Below are 22995 nucleotides of genomic sequence, written 5' to 3' on the forward strand. Positions count from 1 at the left end.
TCTGCGGACATGCCGGAAAAGCGAATCTCCCGTTGACACCGGCGCTCCTTTTTTGTATAAAGCCAACTTCGTAATTGGTCGCGGGGTGTAGCGCAGCTTGGTTAGCGTACCTGTCTTGGGAACAGGGGGTCGGAGGTTCGAATCCTCTCACCCCGACCATTCACGGGGCGCCCGTAGCTCAGCTGGATAGAGCAACTGACTTCTAATCAGTAGGTCAGAGGTTCGAATCCTCTCGGGCGCGCCAATGGGAATCGGAATTTTTACATATTCACAGTTTGTTGAAAAATGCGTATACGGCAGCAGGTGGGCATTTTTCAGCAAACTGGCAATTATGGTGGCTGTAGTTCAACGGTAGAGCACAGGATTGTGGCTCCTGGTGTTGCGGGTTCGAGTCCCGTCAGCCACCCCACTTTTACGAGTACATCCGCACTTCCAGCAGGGAGTGCGGATTTTTTTTGGCAAACACGGCAACCTGTAACCGCCTGGCGAAGCGGAGAAAAAGCGTACTCTCCGTACCTTGCAACACTCGCGCATCCAATGGGAAGCAGGGCCAATGGGGTTTTCTGCACATGGTTCAAGGGTGCGGAATTCGTGAAGCCATATGGTGCCCTTTTTCCCCTTTTCTTTTCATGTAAAGAGTATAAACTCAAGCTTCGCATCTTGTTGTTTTAGGTTGAGGTGTTATTATTCTGACATTTATCGTGCGGAAACTGTATTGATTTTGAATGCTTGACGTATCTGGTATTCCGCTTTTTGTTTCCGGATATTGTCCTTTTTGACCGCGCAAAAAGGACGCAAAAACGCGCCCCCCGAACGCCCGTTTTTCCGGTTCGTTGGCTCGCCTGTTCTGGAGATCCGACAGCAGGCTGATCAAAGAGGCCCATCTGCTGTGTTGCCGGGCATCGTTCGTCACTGCGACGTACAGGGAGTACGCCTCACTCCTTCGCTTCGCCCGCGCCTTGCACCTGAGCCTCTTTGCGTTGCCTGACCCCTGCCTCCCTGCAGTGCTGCCGGACCACTCACTTCCTGTGAGTGTCCCGTTCGGGTCTTGCCAGCCAGGCTTCGCACTCAACGGACGGGCTCAGGGGGGAACGGCCTGCTTCTGTCTTTCCCCCGTGGGCTGGCCCAGCCAGGACGTGCAGACTGGAACGCTATGGACCCGCAGGGTTGCCGCCACGAGGGCGGCAACCGCAAACCAAAAGCCACGGAGGGCGGTTGTTTGCGGTCCCCAGTTCCAGGCAAGCGGACGGCTGAAAAGGACAGCACTGGGGGCCGCTTTTGCGCCACTTTTTGCGGGTAAAAAGTGGCAAAAGAAACTCATAAACAGGGTGAGGGAATGTCAAGCGACGCAGTCTGTGCAGAACCATTCCCTCCATTTCAGCATGGCATGTGGGTCGGCGCCGACAACCTGCCGTTTCGGGGTGCGAAACTTCAGTGTTTCTTTCAGCGTAGGCGTTAAAAGCTGGAGAGAGTTTCACGGTTCCTGAAAATTGCTCGAGGTGATCGGCATGACGAGGTTCAGCAAATCACATGCAAAAATGTTTTTTATTCTCCTGAGCGTTGCGGGCCTGGTGGTGGTTGCCAGTGCTGCAAGCAGCAGCCCTGCTGAACCTCTCGTTTTTCCTCGCAGCCTTGAGAGTTATGGTGATGCGGACAATTCCAGCGTTCTGGCCGTTCTGGCGGGCCGTATCGCTCAAGAGCCCTTTAATCTTGTCGCTACGCTGATATTTCTCTGCGCCATTATCCATACGTTTATGACGAGCAAATTCCTTGCTGTTGCCCATAAGTGGGAACATGAGCATGAACACAAAAAACAGGCCGGGAAGGTTCCCAGGAATTCTATTCATTTCGGCGCAGGGGTCTTCCACTTTCTGGGCGAAGTTGAGGCTGTTTTTGGTATATGGGCAATCGCTTTAGCGGTAGCCATAGGGGTCTTCTATGACTTTGGCACCTTCGTCTATTATATTGGTCAGAAGGTTGACTATACCGAGCCATTGTTTGTCGTTATTATTATGACGCTGGCAGCAACGCGACCTATTCTGAAGTTTTCTGAGCTGATGATGTGGAAAGTCGCCAACTTTCTCGGCGGTACCCTTTCGGCCTGGTGGCTCACTATTTTGACAATTGGTCCGTTACTCGGCTCCTTTATAACGGAGCCGGCAGCCATGACGATTTCGGCTCTGTTGCTGTCGACGAAATTTTACAATTTAAAGCCGAGTGAATCATTCAAGTACGCCACCATAGGTTTGTTGTTTGTCAATATTTCCGTAGGCGGAACCTTATCACACTTTGCTGCCCCACCTGTGCTGATGGTTGCCTCCACCTGGGATTGGGGATTTGGGTTTATGTTTCTCAACTTCGGCTGGAAAGCTGTTATCGGTATTGTCATTGCAAATGCGCTCTATTTCTATCTGCATCGCAATGAAATGCGCGAACTGGAAAAAAGATATGCTCTCGTTCGTATGAAGCGGGAGATCGAAAGGAAATATGTAAAGCGTGAACAGCTGGAAGACGAATTTGCCAAGATTAAGTACGATGTTACCGATGATCTGGGTTTTATCAGAATTTTTGACGAAAGATGTGATGAGATACGAAGTCGATTAAAAAAGGAGCTCATGGAGCGAGTTGCCAGCCAGTCGGTTGACAAGGCGAGTGTTGAAGAAGCTTTTGATGTTCGCTTCTACGATATTAAGCTCAAAGTGATGCGCCAGAAACTGCCCGGTCTGTTGCCGGCCGATAAGCAACCGCCCTATCGTGACCCCTATTGGGATAATCGCGAAGACTGGGTGCCTGCCTGGATTATGGTGGTGCATATGCTTTTCCTGGTCTGGACCGTTGCCACAGCCCATTATCCAGCCCTTTTTATCGCGGGATTTTTATTTCTGCTTGGTTTTGTTCAGGTGACAACGCCTTATCAGAATCGAATTGACTTAAAGCCGGCCTTACTGGTTGGTTTTTTCCTGGCGGGTCTTGTCATCCATGGGGGAGTTCAGGCCTGGTGGATTGCTCCCGTGCTCGGGAGCCTGACTGAGACTCCGTTGATGCTTGGAGCGACTCTTTTAACCGCGTTTAACGATAATGCCGCAATAACGTATCTGAGCACGTTTGTGCCCGGCATTACCGATACGATGAAATACGCCGTGGTTGCCGGCGCTGTAACGGGTGGTGGCTTAACGGTCATTGCCAATGCTCCGAACCCTGCAGGTCAGTCAATACTTGGGAGACATTTCAAGCACGGTGCTGTTTCGCCCTTAGGTTTGCTGAAGGCGGCTCTCGTACCAACGGTGATTATGGGATTATGCTTCATGCTTTTAAGGTTTTAGCGGATTGCTGGAGATATTTTCAAATCAGGCAGGCAATTGAAAAGTTCTCAGGTGCAAGGCGCGAGTGAGGCAGACTCCCTGTACGCTGCAGTGACGAGCGATGCCCGGCAACGCAGCAGATGGAGCTCTTTGAGCAGCCTGCTGCCGGATCTCTGGAACAGGCGAGCCGACGACCCGGAAGAACGGGCGTTCGGAGCGCGCTTTTGTGTCCATTCTGTGATGAGTCAAGCAGGTAAAATCAATACTGTTCCAGTGTGGTAAGCATCAATGGAAAGTGCCTTAAGTCAAGGCGATAATACGCGAAACTTCAGCTGCTCGTATCTCATAAATGTGCTTGATCGCGGTTAATACGAAGCACAATGAAGCTCGTCAGCATATCATGAGTGAGCCCCGCCACTCGACTTCATCAGAGCAGGGTGGTCAGCGTCTTTATGGGCACCAAGAATGATGACTATACAGGCTCCGCTGCCACAGTTTCGCGCTTGCACATGGCCTTGGTAGATTTCCTCCACCTTCCGTGAGAGAAAGTAAAGTCCCAGTCCCTTACCTTCACTGCGAAAATGGCTTGTGGTGTAAGGGCTGAAGAGATCACTCAGTTGAGAATCCTCAATGCCTCCAACATTATCGCACACGCTCACCTCAACCTTCCCTTTACTGATATCCCTTGCTTTAATGGTCAGAGTCGGGGTGGCAATATTCCGTTTCTCGGCGATGGTGAGCACATTGGAAAACAGGCTGATGAACATTTCCACCAGGTCAAAGCTTGAGGCGAGCTGGGTGAGGTTGGGTGGAATACAGTTGGAAACAGTCAGGCCAGGCGCTCCACACTGCGAGCGTATCTGACTGCTGGCCGTGTCGCAGGCCTCAGCGATGGATACCGGAGCAATGGTATCTGCTGACTCGTAAAGTCCCGTCATCCGGGTAATGGTGTGCGAGAGGCCTTCCAGGCGCTCCATGGCGCTGCCAACTATTTCAGGGATTTTGGCTTTGTCAGCTTTTGCATCCAGGGCAATCATTTCGAGATTCTGCATGGAGAGTCCGATCACATTCAGCGGCTGCCGCCATTGGTGGGCCAGGTCAACCAATAGGCGTATCTGGGCATTTTTGCGATCCTGCTCAGCATGAAGCAATGTTTCAAAACGCTTTCGCTCCAGGTGGTGTTCTCGCTGGATCTGCTGTTGCATGCGATCAAAGCCATAGCGTGCCGCTGCCAAACCCACTACCCATATGCCGCCAAAGCTGATTATAAAAAAAGGAAGTTTTGACAGGATACTCTCTCGATACGGTACCCAGGGAATAGAAACACTGATACCCCCACGAACATCGCCGATCTGGTATCCCTGATGGGCATGGCAGCGCAGACAGCTGTTATCGACCAATAACGGTTGCATCAGGCGCAGATATACTTTCCCTTCTATACTATCCAGGGAACTGTATTCAGGCACCCCCAGTTCAAAAGCGCGCAGTGCCCTTTGCTCCCAGTTGTCCGGGGCATTTTCCGGCCGTAGTGTCTTCAGGCTGGTTATATTGCTGCGTATACCCGTAATGGCGTCGGTGATTTCATGGGCCTGGCGGGTCATATAGCCAGGGTTGATAAGGGTTAATGGGAGACCATCACTGGTCATGACATCCCGCTCTTGGAGATGGGCCAGATAGGGGTTGGGAGTGCCATATTCACTGATGGGTACATAGACGGAGCCATGCCGGGTATTCCACTGGCGATAGTGTACATCTTTGGAAAAACCGATACGAGCCGCTGATGCCGCATTGGACAGAGCTGATCGGTATGTCTCAAAGAATGACCAGCCTGCCATCGCGAAGATAGTCAGAGTCCAGAAGACGGCAATCAGGGGAAAGGGGGTAGCCGTGACAGGGCGGGACACCTCAACAGGGTGCTGCTCACGTGTCGTCTCAGCCATTTTCACCTCCATTTCCCTATGCTTTGTACGAAGGGCAGGGGAAAAGTTGTCGGACAACTTCCTGGATAGCCTCTTTGCGTACTGGTTTGGTCATGGTTGCACTGGCTTGTTCAACCACGTTTGATGTGTCCGCATAGGCAGATATGACAACGATAGGCACCTCGGAATCGTATTGGCGAATTTTTTGAATCATCTCCTTGCCTGTCATCACGGGCATGTGCAGGTCGGTAATGATCAGGCTTGGACGATGCATCTGGAAGACAGCCAATCCCTGCTCACCATCATTGGCAACATACACTGTCTCCGCCAGGCTGCTCAAAATGCAGCTCAGCAGTTCACAGGCGAGAAGATCATCTTCCACGATGAGTATGGAGGGAATTCGTAAACGACCCATAAATCGCTCCTGTGGCAGGCATCATAGCGCAGATTTCTCTCCCCCACCCAAGACGGCAGGTTGTTGGCGCCAGCCTTTCGATTCGAGCACATGTCAATACCAGGTGTGCCGATCATGTAGTATCAATAGCCCCCCGTGGGGCAAATGTTTACATGGCAACTCTTGAGTTATCGTGACAGGGTGCGCAACACCAGGGGCATGCGTACTCGTTTGTAATTATATGGCAAAATAGGCATTTTTTATCGGGAAATAATCATGAAAAGCTCAAGAAAGTGTTCAGGCGACAGTGGATAGTGGATGAGGTGATCGGGAGCTCCTGGCGCAGAAAGCATACGTTGACACAACCTCCTCCTCTGTCGGATAGTGAGAAGCACATGAACTATGCCAGGGAGCAACTGCCAGTGAGGAATATTCAGGATACCTTTGAGCACTATAACTTCAGCCGTGGGGAGCAGGCCTCGCTTGTTGAGCTGCGGGATTTGGCAAAACTTAACAGGGATCGGTTTGCGCACGACTTCCACGAGTTCATTTTCACTTTTGCCCACGCCCGTGCCTTTATCGAAAATGAATCACAGGTATCAATCCACCACAGTAAAATGGGAGAATGGTTTGTAGCTCTGTTTAATGGCGTTTACGACGACGGATATGGTAATTATCTTGATGAGATCAGTGACGCCCACGTGCGCATTGGCTTGCCAAACCACTATGTGAACGTGGGTATGAGTTATGTGCGGCGCTATGTCCGCAATCTGCTTATGCAAGAAGGCCTTTTTGATCTGATGGACGCCGCAGAAAAAATCATCGACATCAATCTGGATATCCTGACCAGCAGCTACAACAAACATGATGAAACCAATGTTCTGACAACCATCCAGCTGATTCGCGATGGCATGCGCGAGCAGCGCGTACTCCCCTGGCTTCAGCCGATTTTCCATACCGAAAGCCTGGAAGTCAGCCACTACGAGTGCCTTATGCGCATAGATCATCCCGTCGCAGGAATTCTCTCACCCATGGGCTTTCTCGATATCGCGAAGCGCTATCGCACCTATCTCTCCCTCTCGCGTAGTCTGATTGATGCTGCTTTCAATCGGTTTCGCGCAACTGCGCATCGCTTTGCCATTAACCTTGACTACGAAGATATCCTGGATCGCTCACAGCGTGAGTATATTCTGGAGCAGTTGCGCCTCTTTGCTCCTTTCAGCGGTCAAATCATCCTTGAGCTTGTGGAGTCTGAGCACATGCGGGACAGGGCTATGCTGGAGTCATTTGCAGAAGCGGCTCGAGGTCATGGTGCCACTATCGCTATTGACGACTTTGGCAGTGGATTCTCCAACTTTGACCACATCATCGGAATTCGGCCAGAGTGTATTAAAATCGACGGATCGCTCATCCGCGATGTTCATACCAATCCGGTACATGCGGCTGCAGTCGAGAGTATTGCGCTTATGGCACGCAGGCTTGGGATTTACACCGTGGCAGAATTCGTCCACTCACAAGAAGTATTCGAAACCGTTCGCAAACTGGGAATACATTACGCCCAAGGGTATTACCTGGGAGCGCCGCAGCCTCAGGCTCTCTAACCATCTCTGGCTGCAGCTATGACGGGAGGCTGCTCTGGCGCCGACTCATCTGTCGGTGGATACAGCTCCAGCAGTTTCTGATGTCGGTAGTCGAAGATCGTGCCCAGCATGTTTCTGACAATCAGGCGATGGACGAATGTTCCCAGTGGACCCAATGGCAGGGCATAAGTGACTCGATCCACCATGCGACAGCGCCTTGGCCCCAGGCGCTGTATTTCGTGGTAATGGTACCAGAAACGGTAAGGCCCTTGTCGCTGTTCATCGACAAAGGATATTCCCTCGCGGATATGCTTAATTTCTGTCAGCCAGCGATGGGAACCGAAAATGGGGACCTGGATGTGGTAGAGGATGGTCAGCCCGTTGTGCATGGTATCTGGCAGATCCGTGATAATCCTGAACTGCAGCTCTGGTGGTGTGAGCGCATTGAGGTTACGGGGCGTGGCAATAAAGTCCCAGATAGCTTCACAGGGGGCGTCCAGTTCAATTTCGCGATAAAGCTCGTGCATGTTTCCTCCTCAGCTGCCTGGGAGCTGGCGCAGCGGTTCAGCGGAGGGTTTGCCGAAGTCCATAGGTTCGCCGGGGGCCAGGGGGAGTATGTTGATGTGCTGACACTCAAGCTCGGTCAGTGATGCGCTGCTGCCGAGCATCTGGATGGTGGCGGCAAAATCGTCGGTATTGGCTGCCAGTTGTGCATCAAAGAGTTCTGGGGCTATGCCGCTTGTGTGTAACGGGGAATTAATTTTTTTCAGAATATACCGATGAGCAGCATTGATATGCTGTGCCTGGGGTCCGGTTGGCAGTTTTGGGGTTGTTGTGCACTGTGAGCAGGACATGGGATTCCTTTCATGATCTGCGTTTGGCCAGCACCCCTTTGCCCGCTGTTCACTCGGTTTGTGGCAAAATGCTGAGGTGATCCTGGGGGCGGACTTACAGTCTCCGGTGTCGTGAGAGCTTTGCGCAAGGTGTTTTTCAGCCGTTCAATGCGTCGCGCAGAGTTACCCGTCACGCTGGTGGAGAATGGACTCTATCGCCTTCGTCAGGTTTTCCTGCAGGTCTTTGTCGCGCCGGAGAACCTGGTCAATGGTGATCTTTTCGAAGAAGGGTTTTTCGCTGCTGGTGACCAGGAAAATCGGAATGCGTCGGTTGCGTCCTGGGTTCAGACGCAGCGCCGCTATGATGGACTGGGCGCACAGCTCCTTGAGCTCTCCGCCCAGAATCGCCATGTGAAAGGGATTATGGAGCAGCTTCTCCAAGGCCTCAAGCCCATTGTCTGCCGTGGTGATCTGCAGAGGAAAAGGCTCCAGAGTCATGCGGTAGAGGCTCCTCATCATCCGGGATGAGTCGGCGATCAGAACTGCGTAGCGCTCCTGTAGATGGAACTGGCGCAACTGCTCCAGTTGGCTCTGGCAGCCGGGGCATTCAAACAGACCTTCCTGCACCGCCTGACCGATCTGCGCGAGCACATCAATATACCGGAACGCCAGGTCAGCAAAAGCGCTGTCCCGGTATCTTTCGCCTTCCTGGAAAAGGGTTTCCCACTGATGGCAGGCCGCTGTCATCAGGGAAATGTAGAGGGTGGCTCCGATGCCCTTGAGGCTATGCACCTGCCGGTAGAGTTCCGTGAAGCTCTGCTGGTCGTCAGGTTGTTTTTCCAGCTGCAGTGCCAGCTGCTCCATGACGAGAAGCCGCTCTGGAAGCTCCTGGAGAAACTCCTCGCGGAGATGCTGTATGAATTCACTGGATGAACCATATTCTTCGTTCATAGTGGTCCCACGGTATTTCTTCAGCACCAGGTGCTTTGCCTTGCTGGCTCTTACCATGACACAGAAAAGGGATAAGACACAAGTCCCAGATGTACGTCCGAGGGAGCCTGGGGGTGTTCGTGCTCACGCGGGCAGAGGGTAATACCACAGGAAAGTGGCGACTCCCCGGAAACCCCTTGACGTCTGCAGGACGTGCCGGTATTTTCTGATAACATCATTAATCTCAGGGTATTGCGTCGCATGTGAACGCGCTTTGATGTGGCAGGGGGAGTCATGCCGCTTGCTGAGAGTCTTCTGGTAACCATCACAGGAGCCATGGTGGTCTGGACCCTGAACGCCATGATTTCTCACCGTCGTATGCGATCATGGCTGCGCGCGGCTCTGCTTGCCGATTTCATACTTCTTTTACGCGTGACGACCGAGTAGACCTCAGGTTCAGAGAGAAAACATTGAAGAGGCGCTGTCATGGAAAAGTTCCGAACCCTTGTGGTACTCCTGGGCAATGAAAATGATGAGGCGGGAGAGCTGTCTGAAACAGCGATTCTGCGTGCCCAGGCAGCTGCAGAGTACGTAAAAGCGCATGCTGACTGCCTGGTTCTTCCCACAGGGGCATTTGGCGATCATTTCAACACCTCGGCAACACCCCATGGAAAGCTGCTGGCGCTGTACCTTCTCGGGCAGGGGGTCAGCCCGGACAGAATCCTGCCTTCCACAAAATCCTCCAATACCCTTGAGGATGCCTTCGGAGTGCTCCGGGCCCTCACTTCACTTGCTGGTATTGAAAGGGTGCACATCATCACGTCCGCATTTCATATGCCAAGGACCAGGTTTATCTTTGGCAGAGTGCTCCAGGACTACGAGCTGAGCTACCAGGAAGCCTGTGATCCGACTGATTCCGCAAAACGTGTCAGGTTGCAGGCCCACGAAAAAAAGGCCCTTGAGAAAATTCGACGCGAGTGGGTCGATGTTGCGAATTTCGATCTTGGGAATTTCCCCACTGCTTCGTATGAGGGCCTTGGGTATGAGTTGCGGCACTACGATAACATCTCTTACCTGGCCATCGCGGGCGCCTTTTTTCTGTTCGGCTATCTGGCTCTCGGGAGCTTTCCGCAAAGCGGTGGCTTCGGGTACGTCAGCACCCTTGTCAGTGTCGTGCTGGTGGTGCTGTTCTGGTATCTCTATAAGCGTCTGGCGAATACGGCCGCAGCCGCAAGGCGCGTACTCTCTGCCATCGAACGGCTCTATGGAGTGCCGGGAATCTCATCGACGCGCCACCGAACGCGTTTTCCTGGCAGCAATATGAGCATTCAAAGAACGGTGGACATTATCTTCCTGCTGCTGATTCTGCTGCTTCTGGCTCAGTTGATAATGCGAGCCATCTGATCCCGGAAAATCAACCGGTTCCTTGCCCGCACTCTGCTGGCATCAGCATGTTTTTTTGCTTTTTCGGCGCAGTGTCCTGCACTTTCCTTTCCGTGCAACGGTGAATTATCCCGCTGGTGCGATGCGGATAATCAGGTTCCCAAAACGGGTTTCGCGCAGGGCAAGCGAGCTGATGATAGTTTCCAGCGCGGCTTCGGGGTTGCGGGTGCTGAAGATCCCGCTGACGGGCATGGATGCCACTGCAGGATCAACCAGGATACGAGCTGGGTGATAGCGATCCAGGTCGCGCAGTACTTCTCCCAGCGGGGTACTCTGGAACAGCAGCCGTTCCTGACGCCACAGGCCGATGGTGGCCGGATCACTCTCGGGCAGCCTGCTCAGATGGGCGCCCGTGTACTGGGCGCTCTGTCCTGTTGTGAGCTCAAGTTGCTGCCCGTGGGTACTCAGCTCAACCTTTCCGCTGGCAACACTGACCTGGGCTCCCTGTGGCTTGAGCCGAAGGTTGAAGCTGGTTCCCACGACACGGACGCTCCCCTGTGACGCCTGAACCTCAAAAGGTCGCAACGGGTCGTGCTGAACATCGAAGTAGGCTTCGCCGTGGCGCAGGTGTACCAGGCGTTTACCGGAGTCATAGTGCACCCTGAGGGCGGAGGCGGCGCCCAGGGTCACCAGGGAGCCATCCTCCAGCTGTACCTGTCGAGTTTCGCCGGCACTGGTACAGTGGCTTGCCGTCAGGCATCCCAGCCCTCCGGGGTGGTGCAGCAGGCTGATACATGTTGTGCCTGTCAGGAGGATGAGGATGGCGGCGGCGCTCAGCAGAAGTTTCCGCGCCTGCCACCGCCGCCTGTTCGTGGAAAGCGGGGTGCCACGGCTGATGTGCCCGGGCTCCAGGCCCTGCCAGAGCTGCAGTGTCTCCTGCCACGCCCGCACGTGGCGGGGGTCTTCTTTCATCCAGGATTTCCAGGCCACGATCTCCTCATGTGTGGTGCCTTCATCCCGCAGTCGTACAAACCAGGCAATGGCCTCTTCATCCAGCGCCTCACGCCCATGGGCGGTGTCACTAAAGTCCATGGCCGGGGAGTGCGGCGTCAGCCGCGATTCAGAGTAGGTGCTGTTTCTCAAGATTCCTCCCGCTGCGATCGGTATGCGTTCAGTCGTTTTTTGCAGTGTGCCAGGGCACGGGTGATATGGACCATGACGGTATTGCGCGAAATGCCGGTCCTCAGGGCTATTTCCTGGTAGCTCAGCCCCTGCAGGCGATGCATCTCGAAAATCTGCTTCCCACGGGGTGGGAGTTCCTCAATAGCCTGCAACACCGTCTCCAGTTCCTCGCGGGTCAGATAGGCTTCCTCTGGTGAGGGGGCTTTGCCCACAGCATTTTCCCATTCCTCCTCGCTGATGTCCTCCTGGGAAAGAGTACGGCTGGACCGGTAATAGTCAATGAGAACATTACGGGCGATTTTCAGAAGATACGCCTGGGGATTGAGAATTCGTATGGAACTGCGCAGCAACCGCAGGAAGGTTTCCTGGGTCAGGTCGTCGGCGATTCCGGCTGCACGAACCCGTAGGTTGAAATAGCGGAACACCTCTTTCTGATAATCGCGGAAAAGCCCCTGGGGGCTCTGGTCTGACATTGAATTTCCCTGGGTTCTGGTAGTGGCACAGTCTGGCTGCATTTCAATAGAGTTAGATCTGGTGAACTTTATTGCACTCTTGTGATTTCTTGTCAAGGGTGCATGTGTTTCAGCTGGTAGCTTGGGGTGTCGCTGATGCCGGATCGGTGCAATATGTGTTGCAAAAGGCGATTGGCGTCGAGTCAGCTGATTGTTTGGCCAATATAAATTAATGAGGAATAATAAATAAATTTTCCATGCCTGTAATGCATCCACGGCACTCATCCGTCTTACCAGGTAGAGGGGACAGTTCGGCGCCCTTTTTCAGGCTCTTGAAAACCCCTCACCTGCTGCGATACCTGCGGTGGCAACGTACGGGGAGTACGCTTTATTCCGCGCTTCGTGAGCGCTGTGGATCTGAGTACTTTTCAATTGCCTGCATCTTTCGAGGTATTTCAGCAAGCTGTGAGCGAACAGACAGGAGAGAACTGCAGATGCATTTTTTACAACCAGTGATCCGGCGCATGTGCGTCATTGCCCTGATCGGTATCACCCTGAATACCGTCGTCTGGTCCCAGGACAGTCCCCTTGACTCCTTCCTCCATTTCTCCATAGCTGCCCAGCCCCTGGGCAGCGCTCTTTTGCAGTACTCCCTGGCGACGGGCATGGATATTTTCATGGAAGACGGCATGGTCGAGGGTCTTCGTTCACCTGGAGTCAGTGGATTGCACACTGCCGGTGAAGCTCTGGAGCAGCTGCTGGATGGGACGGGGCTGTACTGGCGCCTCAACGGCGGCAATGTCGTCACCCTCGAGTTTGCCGCTGAGCCTGTGGTTCCGGCAGTTCCCTTTGATGAAGTCCTTTCGACACCGGACATGCTGCAGTCGCCACCCAACCGTGAAAGCTTCGCTCTGGAGCCGGTGCATGTGCGCGGCACCCGTGAGGAAGATGCGGCATACCTCACCCCGGCATCGGTCAGTGTGATTACCAGACGCGATATTGAGCGCTTTCGTGGCACCTCTGTCGGTGACATCTTCCAGGGAGAAACCGGCGTGCTTATCGGGGAAAACCGTAACAGCGGGGGTCTGGACGTCAACATTCGCGGCATGCAGGGACAGGGGCGCGTTCCGGTTATCGTCGATGGTGCGCGCCAGGAAACCACCGTCTATCGTGGTTATGCTGGCGTTTCCAGCCGCAGTTATGTGGACCCTGATCTTATCGGAGGCATTCGCATTGATAAAGGACCCACCATGGACGCTCAGGGTGCTGGGGCTACTGGTGGGACAGTCACTATGCGAACCATTGACGCGACTGACATTATCAAGCCCGGGAATGTGTGGGGCATTCGCCTGCGCGGCAGTCTGCTGGGAAATAATTCTGGCAGCCCGGCAAAGCTCGGCACGCCATCAGGGTACTTTGTGGGTTCGGGGGAGTTTACACTCAAAAACAATGAATGTGACACCTCGGACTGTGCAGGCGGCATTCAGGAGCTGCGTGACAGTTTTGCCAGTGATGAAAGCATGAATCGCCCTGATTTGCTGGACCTGCGCAGTCGGGCCGGCAGTGTCGCCCTGGCCCGACGTTTTGACTGGGGCAGCCTTGTGGCAGCCTATGCCGAGCGCAGCCAGGGAAACTATTATGCTGGCAAGCACGGGCCTGTTCCCTGGGTGGAAACTTCAAGCGTCCGTTATCCATTTGAAACCGAGGTAAAGGCAGAGGTTCATGGCTTGACACGTTTTCGGGGCGAAGAACTGATCGTGAACAGTAACTTCGAAAACCAGACCTGGCTTTTCAAAGCCCTGTTTCATATCGATGAAACGCAAAGCTGGGAGCTTGGCTACATGCGTTACGAGAGTGCGCACGGGGAAATCATGCCATCACAATTGCTCGGCACGGTGCGTCAGACCGTTGGCTCGGTTGTCACAACGGATACCTACAGCAGTCGCTATCACTGGGATCCCGACCATGACTGGCTCAACATGAAGCTGAATATCTGGCTCACCAGATCCGAGACACTCAATCGCCTCTATCAGTTTGAAGATGACGAGATGGGCAGTATCGGTGAGACGTTGACAAGCTGGGCTATTCCTGAAGAGTACCAGCGCTGGGGTGCTGATATCACCAACACGATGGATTTTTATGGCGCGAATGATCTTCAGTTGCGCTATGGCGGTGCCTGGCAGAGTGAGGACGTGCGCTACGGGCGCGATGCCAGGCGCGAAGAGTACAGTGCCTTTGTCGCCACCAAATGGCAGTTTGCACCAACACTGACCCTTGATGCCGGAATTCGCTCCATCGCATTCACATCCAAAGACCGCAATCTTCTGGCGACCCATGAGGGGGACGGCCATTACAGGGATAATGTGACCTGTCTGGAGTTTGACGAAGACGGAGTGTGTCTGGAGAGGTCCAATCCGGAGACCACCTATATCCAGTTCGAGAACAGCCACCATGGTACAGCACCACTTGCCAGCCTGACCTGGGAGCCTGTCACAGGCCTGCAGCTTTATGGGCGCTATGCCCGTGGTGTGCGAATGCCCAGCCTGTTTGAAAGCAGCCTCGGCTTCTCTGTGCAGCCCGCAACGGATATTCCCATCAAGCCTGAGCGAACCGAAAGCAGGGAACTGGGGGTGAATCTGCTGCGTGACGGGGTTTTCGTCGGCTCAGATAGAGTGCGTCTGAAGTTTGCCGCTTTTCAGAACACAACGAAAGATTACATTACCCGCACCATGATTAATGCCGGGGAGGGCAATCCATACGCTCTGAGTGAAGAGTTCCGTCTGCGCAATATCGAGAGTGCGAGCTTTCATGGTTTTGAGGTATCGGCAAAATACGATCTGAGATGGCTTTTTGCTGGTGTAAGCGCCACCCGGTATACCGAAATCGAGCTCTGCCATGAGGGCACAGGTCGCCGCGAAAAGTGCACCGACTATGGCCTTGGCGCCAGCTATGTCAATAATATGATCCCCCCGAATCACAATGCCAGCGCCGAGCTTGGAGTTCGACTGTTTGCAGAAAAGCTGGAGTTGGGTGCGCGTGGCACCTTCATGGGAAAGCGCAACCAGGAGCCGCAGTATAACAATGATACTCGAGGGGTGTTTGCCGCCCCCGTGCAGTGGCACAGCTATCAGGTATACGACCTGTTCGCCAGCTATCAGCCCAATGAGTGGGTAACGCTGGATTTCAATATAGACAACCTCACCGACCAGTATTACCTCGATGCTCTCAGCCTGGGTCTGGTGCCTGCTCCAGGCCGCACCGCCCGCCTGAGCATGACCCTGCATTTTTAGCCAGCCGCTCCTGTTTATTGATAACCCCAAACGAAAAAGGACAATGTCATGAATCATTCTGCGTCTGCCGGCCTTATAGTACTCACCACCCTGTGTCTGCTGCTCCTGAGTGCCTGTGGCAGCAGTAGCAGCAGTACTCCTGAAGACCCTGTCGCCGTGCTCTCAAGCGACCGCACCAGTCTGCCCATGGGCGAAAGCGTCCTGTTTGATGCCAGCGGCAGCACGCCAGGTGTTGGCAACAGCCTGAGCTACAGTTGGACCCTGCTCAGTCAGCCTGTTGGCAGCACCGTCACCCTGGTGTGCGAAGAGTCTGAGCTGCACAGTGCGCAGGAATCGCAAGACGGCGAAGGAGAAGAAGAGCAACAGCCTGCCGAAAGCGCAGACTGTATGAATGATGCCATACGCAAACTGTACACCGATCTGCCTGGAGCCTATGAGGTCAATGTACAGGTTGCGGACAGCAGAGCCAGCACCCATGCCCGCCAGACCATCAATGCGACGAATACCGAACCGGTTGCGGTCATCACCCCGGTTCCATCCACCGCTTACCTGGGTTGGGTGCAGCTGGACGGCAGCCACAGCGCAGCGCCTACCGACGGTGATGCCGCCGAATTAACCTATGCGTGGAGCCTGACAGTGCCTGCTGCCAGTGACACCAGTCTGGATAATTTTACCGCAGTCAACCCCCGCTTTCTGGCCGATGCCGAAGGCACCTATACCGTTTCGCTGGTTGTACGGCATGGCGATACCTACAGCGCGCCAGCACATGTCGAGATAGACATATCCGCAGTGAATGCTATCCCGGTCGCCGATGTGGGCGGTACACAGGAAGGCAGTGATCGTGTATATCGTGTCAATCGCGGTGAAACCGTCACCCTGGATGGCACGGGCAGTACCGATGCCGACGGTGACGACCTTGCGTACTCCTGGCGCTTTGTCGGTGAATATGAGACTTTTCCTATTGTGCCAACCGGGTCGCAGGTCATGGAACTGACCGACGCTCGCAGCGCCACTCCGAGTTTTATTCCCGATATGGCTGGAACCTGGTATGTTGAATTGCACGTCCATGATGGCCTCTCCCGTTCCCAGCCAGCCACTGCCAAGGTCATTGTCACGAAACCAGAGGATGCGCCCAACACCAGACCAGTTCTCGTCGCCAATACGAAACCGACTTATGTGGAAGCAAACGTTATCCATCGCCTCGTGGACTGGTTTGATGCCTATGATATCGACGGCGATACTCTGACCTTCACCTACACCTGGCTGGAAAAACCTTCTGGCAATACGGATCCCTTAAACTGGAACCCCCAGGGCATTATCATTGCGGCGCCTGGTACCTATACGGTCAGCATCGTTGCCAACGATGGTCACGAGGACAGCGAACCTCTGGAAATCACCCTCCAGGCGTCAGTGGGCGGTCTGGCAAATACCAGGCCCGTTGCAGAGGTCGTGGTGCCCGTTTCGACTGCTTTGACCGGACAGGTTGTCCTGCTTGATGGTACCAACTCATATGACCCCGATGATGACCAGATTTTCTGGCAGTGGAGCTGGATTGAAAGGCCGGTAGGCAGCAACACCGACTTTCTTGATGGTACGGCCACCATGTCGCGGGCGGAATTTATCCCGGATGTGCCCGGTGCCTACATTGCCGCCTTGTCAGTGACCGACAGCCAGGGTGCCGTCTCGGTTCCCTGGCAGGTAAGCCGTCAGAATCACGCCACCTCATTGAAGACCGCCACGATTCTGGCGAAAGAACAGAACCATGCGCCCGTGCTGAATCCTGGCTTTACACACAATGGTGGTGTTCAATTACATCAATTGGGGCGAGTTCGTCAGCAGGGCCTCTACTCACCCGTGGTGCTTGCCGAGGGAGGGATTCTCCCGGCGGTGAACATGCTGGCGGGGGGCTTTGATCCGGATGGTGACCGGCTGTACTACAACTGGACCCTTGTGGAGCAGCCTGCGGCCAGTACCGCGGAGCTGAGTTTGTGGGGCAGACTGGAATCAGGAACTGAACCAGATTCTGCGGCGTCTTTGGAGAACATTAACCAACCAGGTTTGTATCGCATCAAGGTTGAGGCCAGCGATGGCCTGGAGGAAGCTTTGCCTCAGTACCTCAGCTTTACCGTTCACAGTCGTGAGGACGGTAACTGGCCCGGCGTTCTGATGGAAAGAATAGAAGCTGATGGGGAGCAGATAGTATTACGACTGGCAGATGACCAATGGAACAACCACAGCCTGCCCGAAGGAACGGTTGGAAGTGCTACCGGCGGCACCTGTGCAAGCCAGAGCAGAGAGAATACTCCAACCCTGATCGAGATGAATCAGGCAGGCGGTTGGACGATTGATGAGCATATCCGCTTGACCGCCGGCCAGGGCCAGGCTTATACCATCGCAGACCTGCAGCTGGTGGTGAGGAACGAAGAGCTGGCAGCGGTTATCCCGTCTCCGAGCATTCTGGGTGTCCAGAATGGCGACACCATCACCGAGGCCGGCACAGCTGTGCGCTTCTGGATTCCCGCCCCGCCGGAGGGTGACCAGTATGCGTCATACGTTGGTTCCGGTCCCAACCCAAACGCCTATTACTTTGATTGGTCATTTCGCATTGTGGAAACGGGGCAGTTTCTTGACAGCTGCCTCATTAGAGCAAACGCGTGGAAGGATTGAGTGCTGAACGGTCTGGCTGATTCCAGGAGCTGTGACGCGCGCAAACTGAATGCCACCTTCGAGTCTCCATCAGGGGTCGAAGGTGGCCTCTCCACGCAAGAAAACTTCAGTTGCGGATCGTGTTGTTGTCAGCGGTGCTGACCGGATACCCTTTGCTCTGCCAGTCGGGGTAGCCGCCGCGATAGGTGTAGACGTGGCGGTAACCTGCGCGAAAGGCGGCCATGGCAGCGTCGGGTGCCAGGCTGCAGGTTTCGCCACGGCAGTAGAAGACGAGGCTCGTGTTTTTGTCCTGGGGCAGGAAACGGGCGATATCGCGGTACATTCGGGATTCCTGGGAGCTGATGTTGATGGCGCCAGTGATGTGTCCGCGGAGGTACTCCTGGTTGGTGCGGGTGTCCACCACGACAAAACCGGGCTCGCCAAGGCGTTTTCTTATGTCGTCTGCGTTGAGCTCAGGTATGTTCTGCGCCATGGCGCTGGCAGCACTGGCGAGCAGAAACAGACCCATGGTCAGGAAAATGAGAAGGACGCGAGGCATAGGCTCTCCTTGTGGTATATGCTTGATTGGCCATGCCTGAAGTTAGGGGAATCGGTCGCCCCTGTCAATGATCTCAGTGTCTCCAAAGAAAAAGCGGCGGGTTCTTCCCGCCGCTTTATTCCTATTTGTCTTCTTTTTTCCGGTTGTTGCGGCGAAAAAGGTGTCTGGCCACCAAAGAGGCAATGCTGTCAAACCATATAATGGCCATGACAAGCACGATTATCACGGTTGTATCTATTTGATCATCTCCATCTGCTCATTTTAAATCGTATTCACTTTGCGGGGCTCTTGGTGAAATGAACAGACATGCAATTTCTCATCTCCGGGAACGTGATTGGCGCAGCCACTAAGGGAGGTCCGTTGCAGGGAAGTGCATTCTGACCGCCTGGGCTACTGCTCTGATAGTACCCGTAAATATTTTTTCGTCAAGGGGAAGGCAGCTGTACTGTCAGGGCGATGATTTCCGTATGCTGCTAAAAAAGCTCCAGGTCGCCGGTTCCGTCATTGCCATCGCTGTCACCTGGCGCGAAATCCAGTTGAATCTGCAGGCAGGAGCTGAAAAGCGAACTGTCAAGGTAGTGGATATCCAGGGCTTCACGGGTGATGAAGATCATCTGTCGCCAGTCGGCAAGATCTTTACGGACGCTGTCCATAAGGACGATAAACTTGTTGATGTTGATGGCTTCGGGGGCAATGGAGCGAATGAGTTCTCCCAGTTGCTCAAGGGCGAAGGCCAGGTCGTTGAAGTCCACAAGCTGCCGCATGGCCCGGGCGTACTTTTCCATATCTGCTGCGATCAGTTCCCGGTATTCTCGATTGGGGGTTCGCGCCAGCTCAATAAGGTGCTCCTCTAATTCAAAGTCTACTTCCGCCAGCTCTTCCACTTGACCAATGACAATTTCATCAAGGCCGTTGATGTATTCACTGGCAGGGGTTTTATGCAGGTGGCTGCGTCGCAGGACCGCCAGTTCAGCGTTGCTGAGCAGGGGTGTGGCAGAGCTGGCGGGTGTGGTTTCTGTGGCGGTGGTCTTCTGGGCGGGCATACGGACTTTAATGGCCTCTCGCAGCAGGCGGGCCAGGTTCTGGCTTTTATGTTTTTCATACTCAAGGCGGGTGACATTGGTGAAACTGAATACCTGGCAGTGCTCCTGGTTTTCGCCCAGAACGATGGTACGACGGTTGACCTGGTAAATGGTGTTTATGTGATTTTTTCGCACCAGGACGCGATTTGCAAGGGTATCTTCGGGGTGGAAGCTTTCAAGGCTGTTCAGGAAGCCAGGGCGTTTCAGGAATAACTGGTCGAGGGTTGTTTTTCGGCTGCTCAGCATTTCCAGATCAGTGTTTTCGAACATCATGGTGAAGGCGTCGTTGATGAAGTGTATTTCACCGTTGCTTCCGTAGATGATGGTGGGGTTGGGGAAGATATTCGCCACTTCGCTCAGGGTGTTTGCGGTGGCTTTGTTGATACGCATCTGAATCTTGCGTTTCGCGTACTCTTCCGCTTCGCGTTGTTGATAAAGCGTGCGGCATACGCCCAGGAGGGTGGAGTCGAATTGTTTACGGTCAATGGGCTTGACGATATAGCGATCGACGCCGATTTCAATGGAGCGCATAAGGAAGTTTTTTTCACTAAAGGCAGTGGCCATGATGATGGGAGTTTCAGGGCTGATGTGTTTGATGCGCTGCACCATGTCGAGGCCGTCCATCTTGGGCATCATGATATCGGAAAGCACAATATCGGGGCGTGCCTGCTCAAAGAGGTGCAGACCGGCTTCTCCATCTGCCGCGCTCAGGATGCGCTGAAAGCCCAGGTGCTGAAGCATGCGCTCATAGAGAACGGTAATGGATGGGTCGTCTTCCACGTACAGTATGGAGAACAGTGCAGGCAGTGTGCTGTCTCCGGGTTCAGGTATTGCGGGCATCAGGTGTACTCCTTGAGTGTTCATGGTTGCGTGTTTGCCCAGGCAGTGACAATTCACCCTGGGGTGGTAGACAGGAGGGTGTCAGATTGGAAACTCCCGGTGGAAGTTGGTACTTTCCTGATGCACTTCCTGGCTCAGTCGGGCGAAATCGTCCTGGTGATGCAGCAGGAACTGGTATATGGGGGAAATCTCTTGATATGCCTTGTCGCTGAGGTGTTCCTGTAGGATGTTCTGCCAGGTTTCCAGCTGCACCTGCCAGTAGAGGCGCTGGAATCCATGGCTCATATAAGCGCGGTATACCCAGAGTACAGTGTCTACCAGGTACTCTGCCTGATAGTGGCGTAAGAGAACACAGAGAAACAGCCCATGATTGCGATGGTTTTCAGCCATCATATCCTGATGTGCCGAGCCTCCGATCAGCTCCGCGATGTGAGGAGAGTTCAGCATGGAGCGGGTCACGCTGGCTGAAAGAATCTCGCAGAGACTGGCGTACTCTTCAGCGCTGGCTTGCGATGGGGGCGGAATATGTCTGGCTGCTTGCAGTAAGTCGTGCGCGTTCATCTGGTTTTTCACAATGACCTCGTATGCGGCGGTAATTGATTTTGAGCCAGCTGCTGGAGGGTATTCCGGCAAGCAGGCTATTGGGTTGTCGGGGCATCTTCGTGTGGTTGCGCCTGCAGTGCGAAAAGGAATGACGTTCCTTCTCCCGGTTTGCTTTCCACCCAGATACTGCCCCGATGCGCCAGGATAATTTTCTGTACTATCGAGAGTCCAAGTCCCGTACCCTTTTCTCCTTCAGGAGCGGGGGGGACATCGCGGGAAAAAGGCTTGAATATATTGGATAGTTGATCTGCGGGTATTCCTGGCCCTTGGTCTGTTACTGCAACCGTCAGGTGTCCCTGGCTGCCAAAGAGATTGACGGCGACCTTCCCTTCCGGGGGAGAAAACTTGATGGCGTTGGTCAGCAGATTCTGGAGTACCTGCTCAATCTTGAGGCTGTCGGCGAGTACCATTGGGTGCTGTTCGTAGCAGGAAAAAACCAGTTCGACACGCTTCTTACGGGCCTGAAATCGCTGGAAAGCCAGGGTTTTTTCAATAAGGGTCTCCAGGTTGACGGGCGTGATATTCAGTCCCATCCTGCCTGCTTCAATCTTTGCTATGTCAAGAAGGTCATTGAGGAGATTCAGCATAAAGCCGCTTGAGGAACGAATCATCGTCAGGAAATGGATGTGCTCGCTGCTCAGATGCTCAAAGGCCTCTTCCAACAGAAAATCGCTCAAGGTCATGATGGTGCCGATGGGGTTGCGCAAGTCGTGAGCCGCCATGCCGAGGAACTGATTTTTTAACTCATTGAGCTTTTCCAGTTCAGCGTGTTTTTTTTGCAGGTCCCGGTTGGCATTGCCGAGCTCGTGGTTCAGGTCAATCATGTTTTTGCGCAGCAGGTTGATTTCTTCGTGATGCTGCTCACCTATGGCAAGAATGTATTCAGCTTCTTCGTAAAAGCGAAAGTACAGAGTGTGGGCCAAACCGTCTATTGAAGGAAGGTTGAGGAGGTAAGAATCTTTACTGTTCTGGAGGCAGCTTTTCAGGCAGAAGGTGCTGGAGAAGTCCAGTATGACTTCCGAGAGGAAGAGGCGAAGGATGTCACGGCCTACCAGGCTTTTCGCGTAGCTATTTGTTTCCAGAATACGTCCTTCGCGGTCCAGTACCAGCACTGCCATGGCGCTGCGCTCCATGATGTGATGGAGCAGCGGGGTGCCTATGTCATGTTTCATGGGGCGTACTCCTGGTGCAGTACTCTTTCGAGATGCTGCAGGGTGGGAATATAGCGCACTCCGGAATAGGTGCTCCCGATATCCCGTCCGCCCCAGCGAAATGCCTGGCCGCCGACAATGATGGGGATTTCGGGCATGTCTGTGCGGATCCTCGCAATGGCCGTGTGCAGGTGATGCAGGTTGAAGAAGACACTCAGGGAGAGTGCCAGCATGTTTGGTTTTTTTTCAAGAAGGATGTGGCAGAGCTCCTCCATGGGGGTGTTGGCTCCAAGGAAGTATCCATCCCATCCACACATTTCAAAGGTATCTGCAACCATGCGCCCGCCGATTTGATGATATTCGCCAGCTACGCAGGAAATGACGGCTTTTCTGCCGGTGCGCTCTGCTGCGAAGAGGCGTGGGTATATGGTGCCGAGAAGGCTTTCCACAATTGCAGTAGCCAGATGCTCAACGGCAACGGAAATGCGGTTGGCTTCCCACAGGGCACCGACCTCATAAAGCGCACGCTGAAAGAGCTCAACATAGATGGCTCGTATAGGTGTGTCCTGTCTCAGCATGCTCTCTACCTGGGTGTGGCAGGAAGAGCGATCCCCCTGCAGCAAAACTTTCAGGAAAGCCTGGTAGTTGGTTTCCGGGATTATCACGGCGTCAGGTTGACGCGATATGGGTGAGTGTGGGTTGTTTTGAGGATTCATAGCAGCACCAGGCGTCTCCGTGTAAAGGGCTGTCGGAGGGAGGAAAAGCGCATTGCAAACTCTTGCTCTGTAGGATTCAGGCGGTATTGTCGAAGATCTCTCCTGAAAACAGGCTAATGAGTGACAACATGAT

The 22995-nt window shown here is 53.9% G+C and carries 17 protein-coding genes and 3 tRNA genes; 8 read left to right on the plus strand and 12 right to left on the minus strand.

Going from position 1 to position 22995, the window contains the following annotated elements; translation table 11 throughout:
- The first annotated feature begins 81 nt into the window (after window positions 1–81).
- From ACZ46I_RS08210 to ACZ46I_RS08225, 4 genes are all read left to right on the plus strand, one after another.
- Window positions 82–159 (plus strand) — tRNA-Pro (locus ACZ46I_RS08210).
- 8 nt (window positions 160–167) lie between these two features.
- Window positions 168–244, plus strand: a tRNA-Arg gene (locus ACZ46I_RS08215).
- A gap of 90 nt (window positions 245–334) precedes the next feature.
- A tRNA-His gene (locus ACZ46I_RS08220) sits at window positions 335–409 on the plus strand.
- Window positions 410–1508: 1099 nt separating this feature from the next.
- Complete coding sequence (locus tag ACZ46I_RS08225; protein WP_464280490.1) at window positions 1509–3323, plus strand: putative Na+/H+ antiporter; 1815 nt, start codon at window positions 1509–1511, stop codon at window positions 3321–3323.
- 377 nt (window positions 3324–3700) lie between these two features.
- On the opposite strand, the gene ACZ46I_RS08230 is transcribed toward ACZ46I_RS08225, so the two are convergent.
- Both ACZ46I_RS08230 and ACZ46I_RS08235 read right to left on the minus strand, forming a co-directional pair.
- A complete protein-coding gene (locus ACZ46I_RS08230; RefSeq protein WP_464280491.1) occupies window positions 3701–5242 on the minus strand; it encodes a c-type heme family protein in 1542 nt (513 codons plus the stop codon).
- Between the two features lie 16 nt (window positions 5243–5258).
- Window positions 5259–5636: a response regulator transcription factor gene (locus ACZ46I_RS08235; protein ID WP_464280492.1), complete on the minus strand. Its 378-nt coding sequence runs from the start codon at window positions 5634–5636 to the stop codon at window positions 5259–5261.
- Between the two features lie 374 nt (window positions 5637–6010).
- Here ACZ46I_RS08235 and ACZ46I_RS08240 point away from each other — a divergent pair, with 374 nt between their 5' ends.
- Window positions 6011–7216, plus strand: a complete 1206-nt coding sequence (locus tag ACZ46I_RS08240; protein ID WP_464280493.1) for an EAL domain-containing protein — start codon at window positions 6011–6013, stop codon at window positions 7214–7216.
- On the opposite strand, the gene ACZ46I_RS08245 is transcribed toward ACZ46I_RS08240, so the two are convergent.
- From ACZ46I_RS08245 to ACZ46I_RS08255, 3 genes are all read right to left on the minus strand, one after another.
- A complete protein-coding gene (locus tag ACZ46I_RS08245) occupies window positions 7213–7722 on the minus strand; it encodes an SRPBCC family protein (protein WP_013506410.1) in 510 nt (169 codons plus the stop codon). The genes ACZ46I_RS08240 and ACZ46I_RS08245 overlap by 4 nt on opposite strands.
- Before the next feature lie 9 nt (window positions 7723–7731).
- On the minus strand, window positions 7732–8049 hold the full coding sequence (locus ACZ46I_RS08250; RefSeq protein WP_464280494.1) for a hypothetical protein: 318 nt from the start codon (window positions 8047–8049) through the stop codon (window positions 7732–7734).
- 162 nt (window positions 8050–8211) lie between these two features.
- Entirely contained in the window at window positions 8212–8979 is a 768-nt protein-coding gene (locus ACZ46I_RS08255) for an Hpt domain-containing protein (RefSeq protein WP_464280495.1), read from the minus strand.
- Between the two features lie 465 nt (window positions 8980–9444).
- Here ACZ46I_RS08255 and ACZ46I_RS08260 point away from each other — a divergent pair, with 465 nt between their 5' ends.
- Window positions 9445–10362, plus strand: coding sequence for a YdcF family protein (locus ACZ46I_RS08260; protein WP_464280496.1), 918 nt, complete (start codon window positions 9445–9447; stop codon window positions 10360–10362).
- 105 nt (window positions 10363–10467) lie between these two features.
- Here ACZ46I_RS08260 and ACZ46I_RS08265 read toward each other — a convergent pair whose 3' ends face one another.
- Window positions 10468–11484 (minus strand): FecR family protein, encoded by a 1017-nt coding sequence (locus ACZ46I_RS08265; RefSeq protein WP_464280497.1) that lies wholly within the window; start codon window positions 11482–11484, stop codon window positions 10468–10470.
- Window positions 11481–11996, minus strand: coding sequence for an RNA polymerase sigma factor (locus ACZ46I_RS08270; protein WP_464280498.1), 516 nt, complete (start codon window positions 11994–11996; stop codon window positions 11481–11483). Before ACZ46I_RS08270 ends, ACZ46I_RS08265 begins: the two co-directional genes overlap by 4 nt.
- A gap of 473 nt (window positions 11997–12469) precedes the next feature.
- Between ACZ46I_RS08270 and ACZ46I_RS08275 the strand changes: the two genes are divergently transcribed.
- Both ACZ46I_RS08275 and ACZ46I_RS08280 read left to right on the plus strand, forming a co-directional pair.
- Complete coding sequence (locus ACZ46I_RS08275) at window positions 12470–15265, plus strand: TonB-dependent receptor (protein WP_464280499.1); 2796 nt, start codon at window positions 12470–12472, stop codon at window positions 15263–15265.
- Window positions 15266–15313: 48 nt separating this feature from the next.
- The gene (locus ACZ46I_RS08280; RefSeq protein ID WP_464280500.1) at window positions 15314–17932 is read left to right on the plus strand and encodes a hypothetical protein; all 2619 of its coding nucleotides are present in this window, start codon (window positions 15314–15316) and stop codon (window positions 17930–17932) included.
- Between the two features lie 106 nt (window positions 17933–18038).
- Here the strand turns inward: ACZ46I_RS08280 and ACZ46I_RS08285 are convergent, their stop codons facing one another.
- From ACZ46I_RS08285 to ACZ46I_RS08305, 5 genes are all read right to left on the minus strand, one after another.
- Window positions 18039–18470: a rhodanese-like domain-containing protein gene (locus ACZ46I_RS08285; protein WP_013506400.1), complete on the minus strand. Its 432-nt coding sequence runs from the start codon at window positions 18468–18470 to the stop codon at window positions 18039–18041.
- A gap of 473 nt (window positions 18471–18943) precedes the next feature.
- A complete protein-coding gene (locus ACZ46I_RS08290; protein WP_226507768.1) occupies window positions 18944–20392 on the minus strand; it encodes a response regulator in 1449 nt (482 codons plus the stop codon).
- Window positions 20393–20473: 81 nt separating this feature from the next.
- Window positions 20474–20965, minus strand: a complete 492-nt coding sequence (locus tag ACZ46I_RS08295; RefSeq protein WP_464280501.1) for a hypothetical protein — start codon at window positions 20963–20965, stop codon at window positions 20474–20476.
- Window positions 20966–21030: 65 nt separating this feature from the next.
- Window positions 21031–22167 (minus strand): sensor histidine kinase, encoded by a 1137-nt coding sequence (locus tag ACZ46I_RS08300; RefSeq protein ID WP_226507767.1) that lies wholly within the window; start codon window positions 22165–22167, stop codon window positions 21031–21033.
- Window positions 22164–22862, minus strand: a complete 699-nt coding sequence (locus tag ACZ46I_RS08305; protein WP_226507766.1) for a cobalamin B12-binding domain-containing protein — start codon at window positions 22860–22862, stop codon at window positions 22164–22166. Before ACZ46I_RS08305 ends, ACZ46I_RS08300 begins: the two co-directional genes overlap by 4 nt.
- Between the last annotated feature and the right edge of the window lie 133 nt (window positions 22863–22995).

The organism is Desulfurispirillum alkaliphilum (genome assembly GCF_055378285.1).

Excerpts from the sequence above, each read along its gene's own strand:
- ACZ46I_RS08290 (WP_226507768.1), bottom strand. The coding sequence starts at position 20,392 with ATGCCCGCAATACCTGAACCCGGAGACAGCACACTGCCTGCACTGTTC.
- ACZ46I_RS08260 (WP_464280496.1), top strand. The coding sequence starts at position 9,445 with ATGGAAAAGTTCCGAACCCTTGTGGTACTCCTGGGCAATGAAAATGAT.
- ACZ46I_RS08230 (WP_464280491.1), bottom strand. The coding sequence starts at position 5,242 with ATGGCTGAGACGACACGTGAGCAGCACCCTGTTGAGGTGTCCCGCCCT.
- ACZ46I_RS08235 (WP_464280492.1), bottom strand. The coding sequence starts at position 5,636 with ATGGGTCGTTTACGAATTCCCTCCATACTCATCGTGGAAGATGATCTT.
- ACZ46I_RS08280 (WP_464280500.1), top strand. The coding sequence starts at position 15,314 with ATGAATCATTCTGCGTCTGCCGGCCTTATAGTACTCACCACCCTGTGT.
- ACZ46I_RS08255 (WP_464280495.1), bottom strand. The coding sequence starts at position 8,979 with ATGAACGAAGAATATGGTTCATCCAGTGAATTCATACAGCATCTCCGC.
- ACZ46I_RS08240 (WP_464280493.1), top strand. The coding sequence starts at position 6,011 with ATGAACTATGCCAGGGAGCAACTGCCAGTGAGGAATATTCAGGATACC.
- ACZ46I_RS08250 (WP_464280494.1), bottom strand. The coding sequence starts at position 8,049 with ATGTCCTGCTCACAGTGCACAACAACCCCAAAACTGCCAACCGGACCC.
- ACZ46I_RS08305 (WP_226507766.1), bottom strand. The coding sequence starts at position 22,862 with ATGAATCCTCAAAACAACCCACACTCACCCATATCGCGTCAACCTGAC.
- ACZ46I_RS08245 (WP_013506410.1), bottom strand. The coding sequence starts at position 7,722 with ATGCACGAGCTTTATCGCGAAATTGAACTGGACGCCCCCTGTGAAGCT.
- ACZ46I_RS08270 (WP_464280498.1), bottom strand. The coding sequence starts at position 11,996 with ATGTCAGACCAGAGCCCCCAGGGGCTTTTCCGCGATTATCAGAAAGAG.
- ACZ46I_RS08300 (WP_226507767.1), bottom strand. The coding sequence starts at position 22,167 with ATGAAACATGACATAGGCACCCCGCTGCTCCATCACATCATGGAGCGC.
- ACZ46I_RS08285 (WP_013506400.1), bottom strand. The coding sequence starts at position 18,470 with ATGCCTCGCGTCCTTCTCATTTTCCTGACCATGGGTCTGTTTCTGCTC.
- ACZ46I_RS08275 (WP_464280499.1), top strand. The coding sequence starts at position 12,470 with ATGCATTTTTTACAACCAGTGATCCGGCGCATGTGCGTCATTGCCCTG.
- ACZ46I_RS08225 (WP_464280490.1), top strand. The coding sequence starts at position 1,509 with ATGACGAGGTTCAGCAAATCACATGCAAAAATGTTTTTTATTCTCCTG.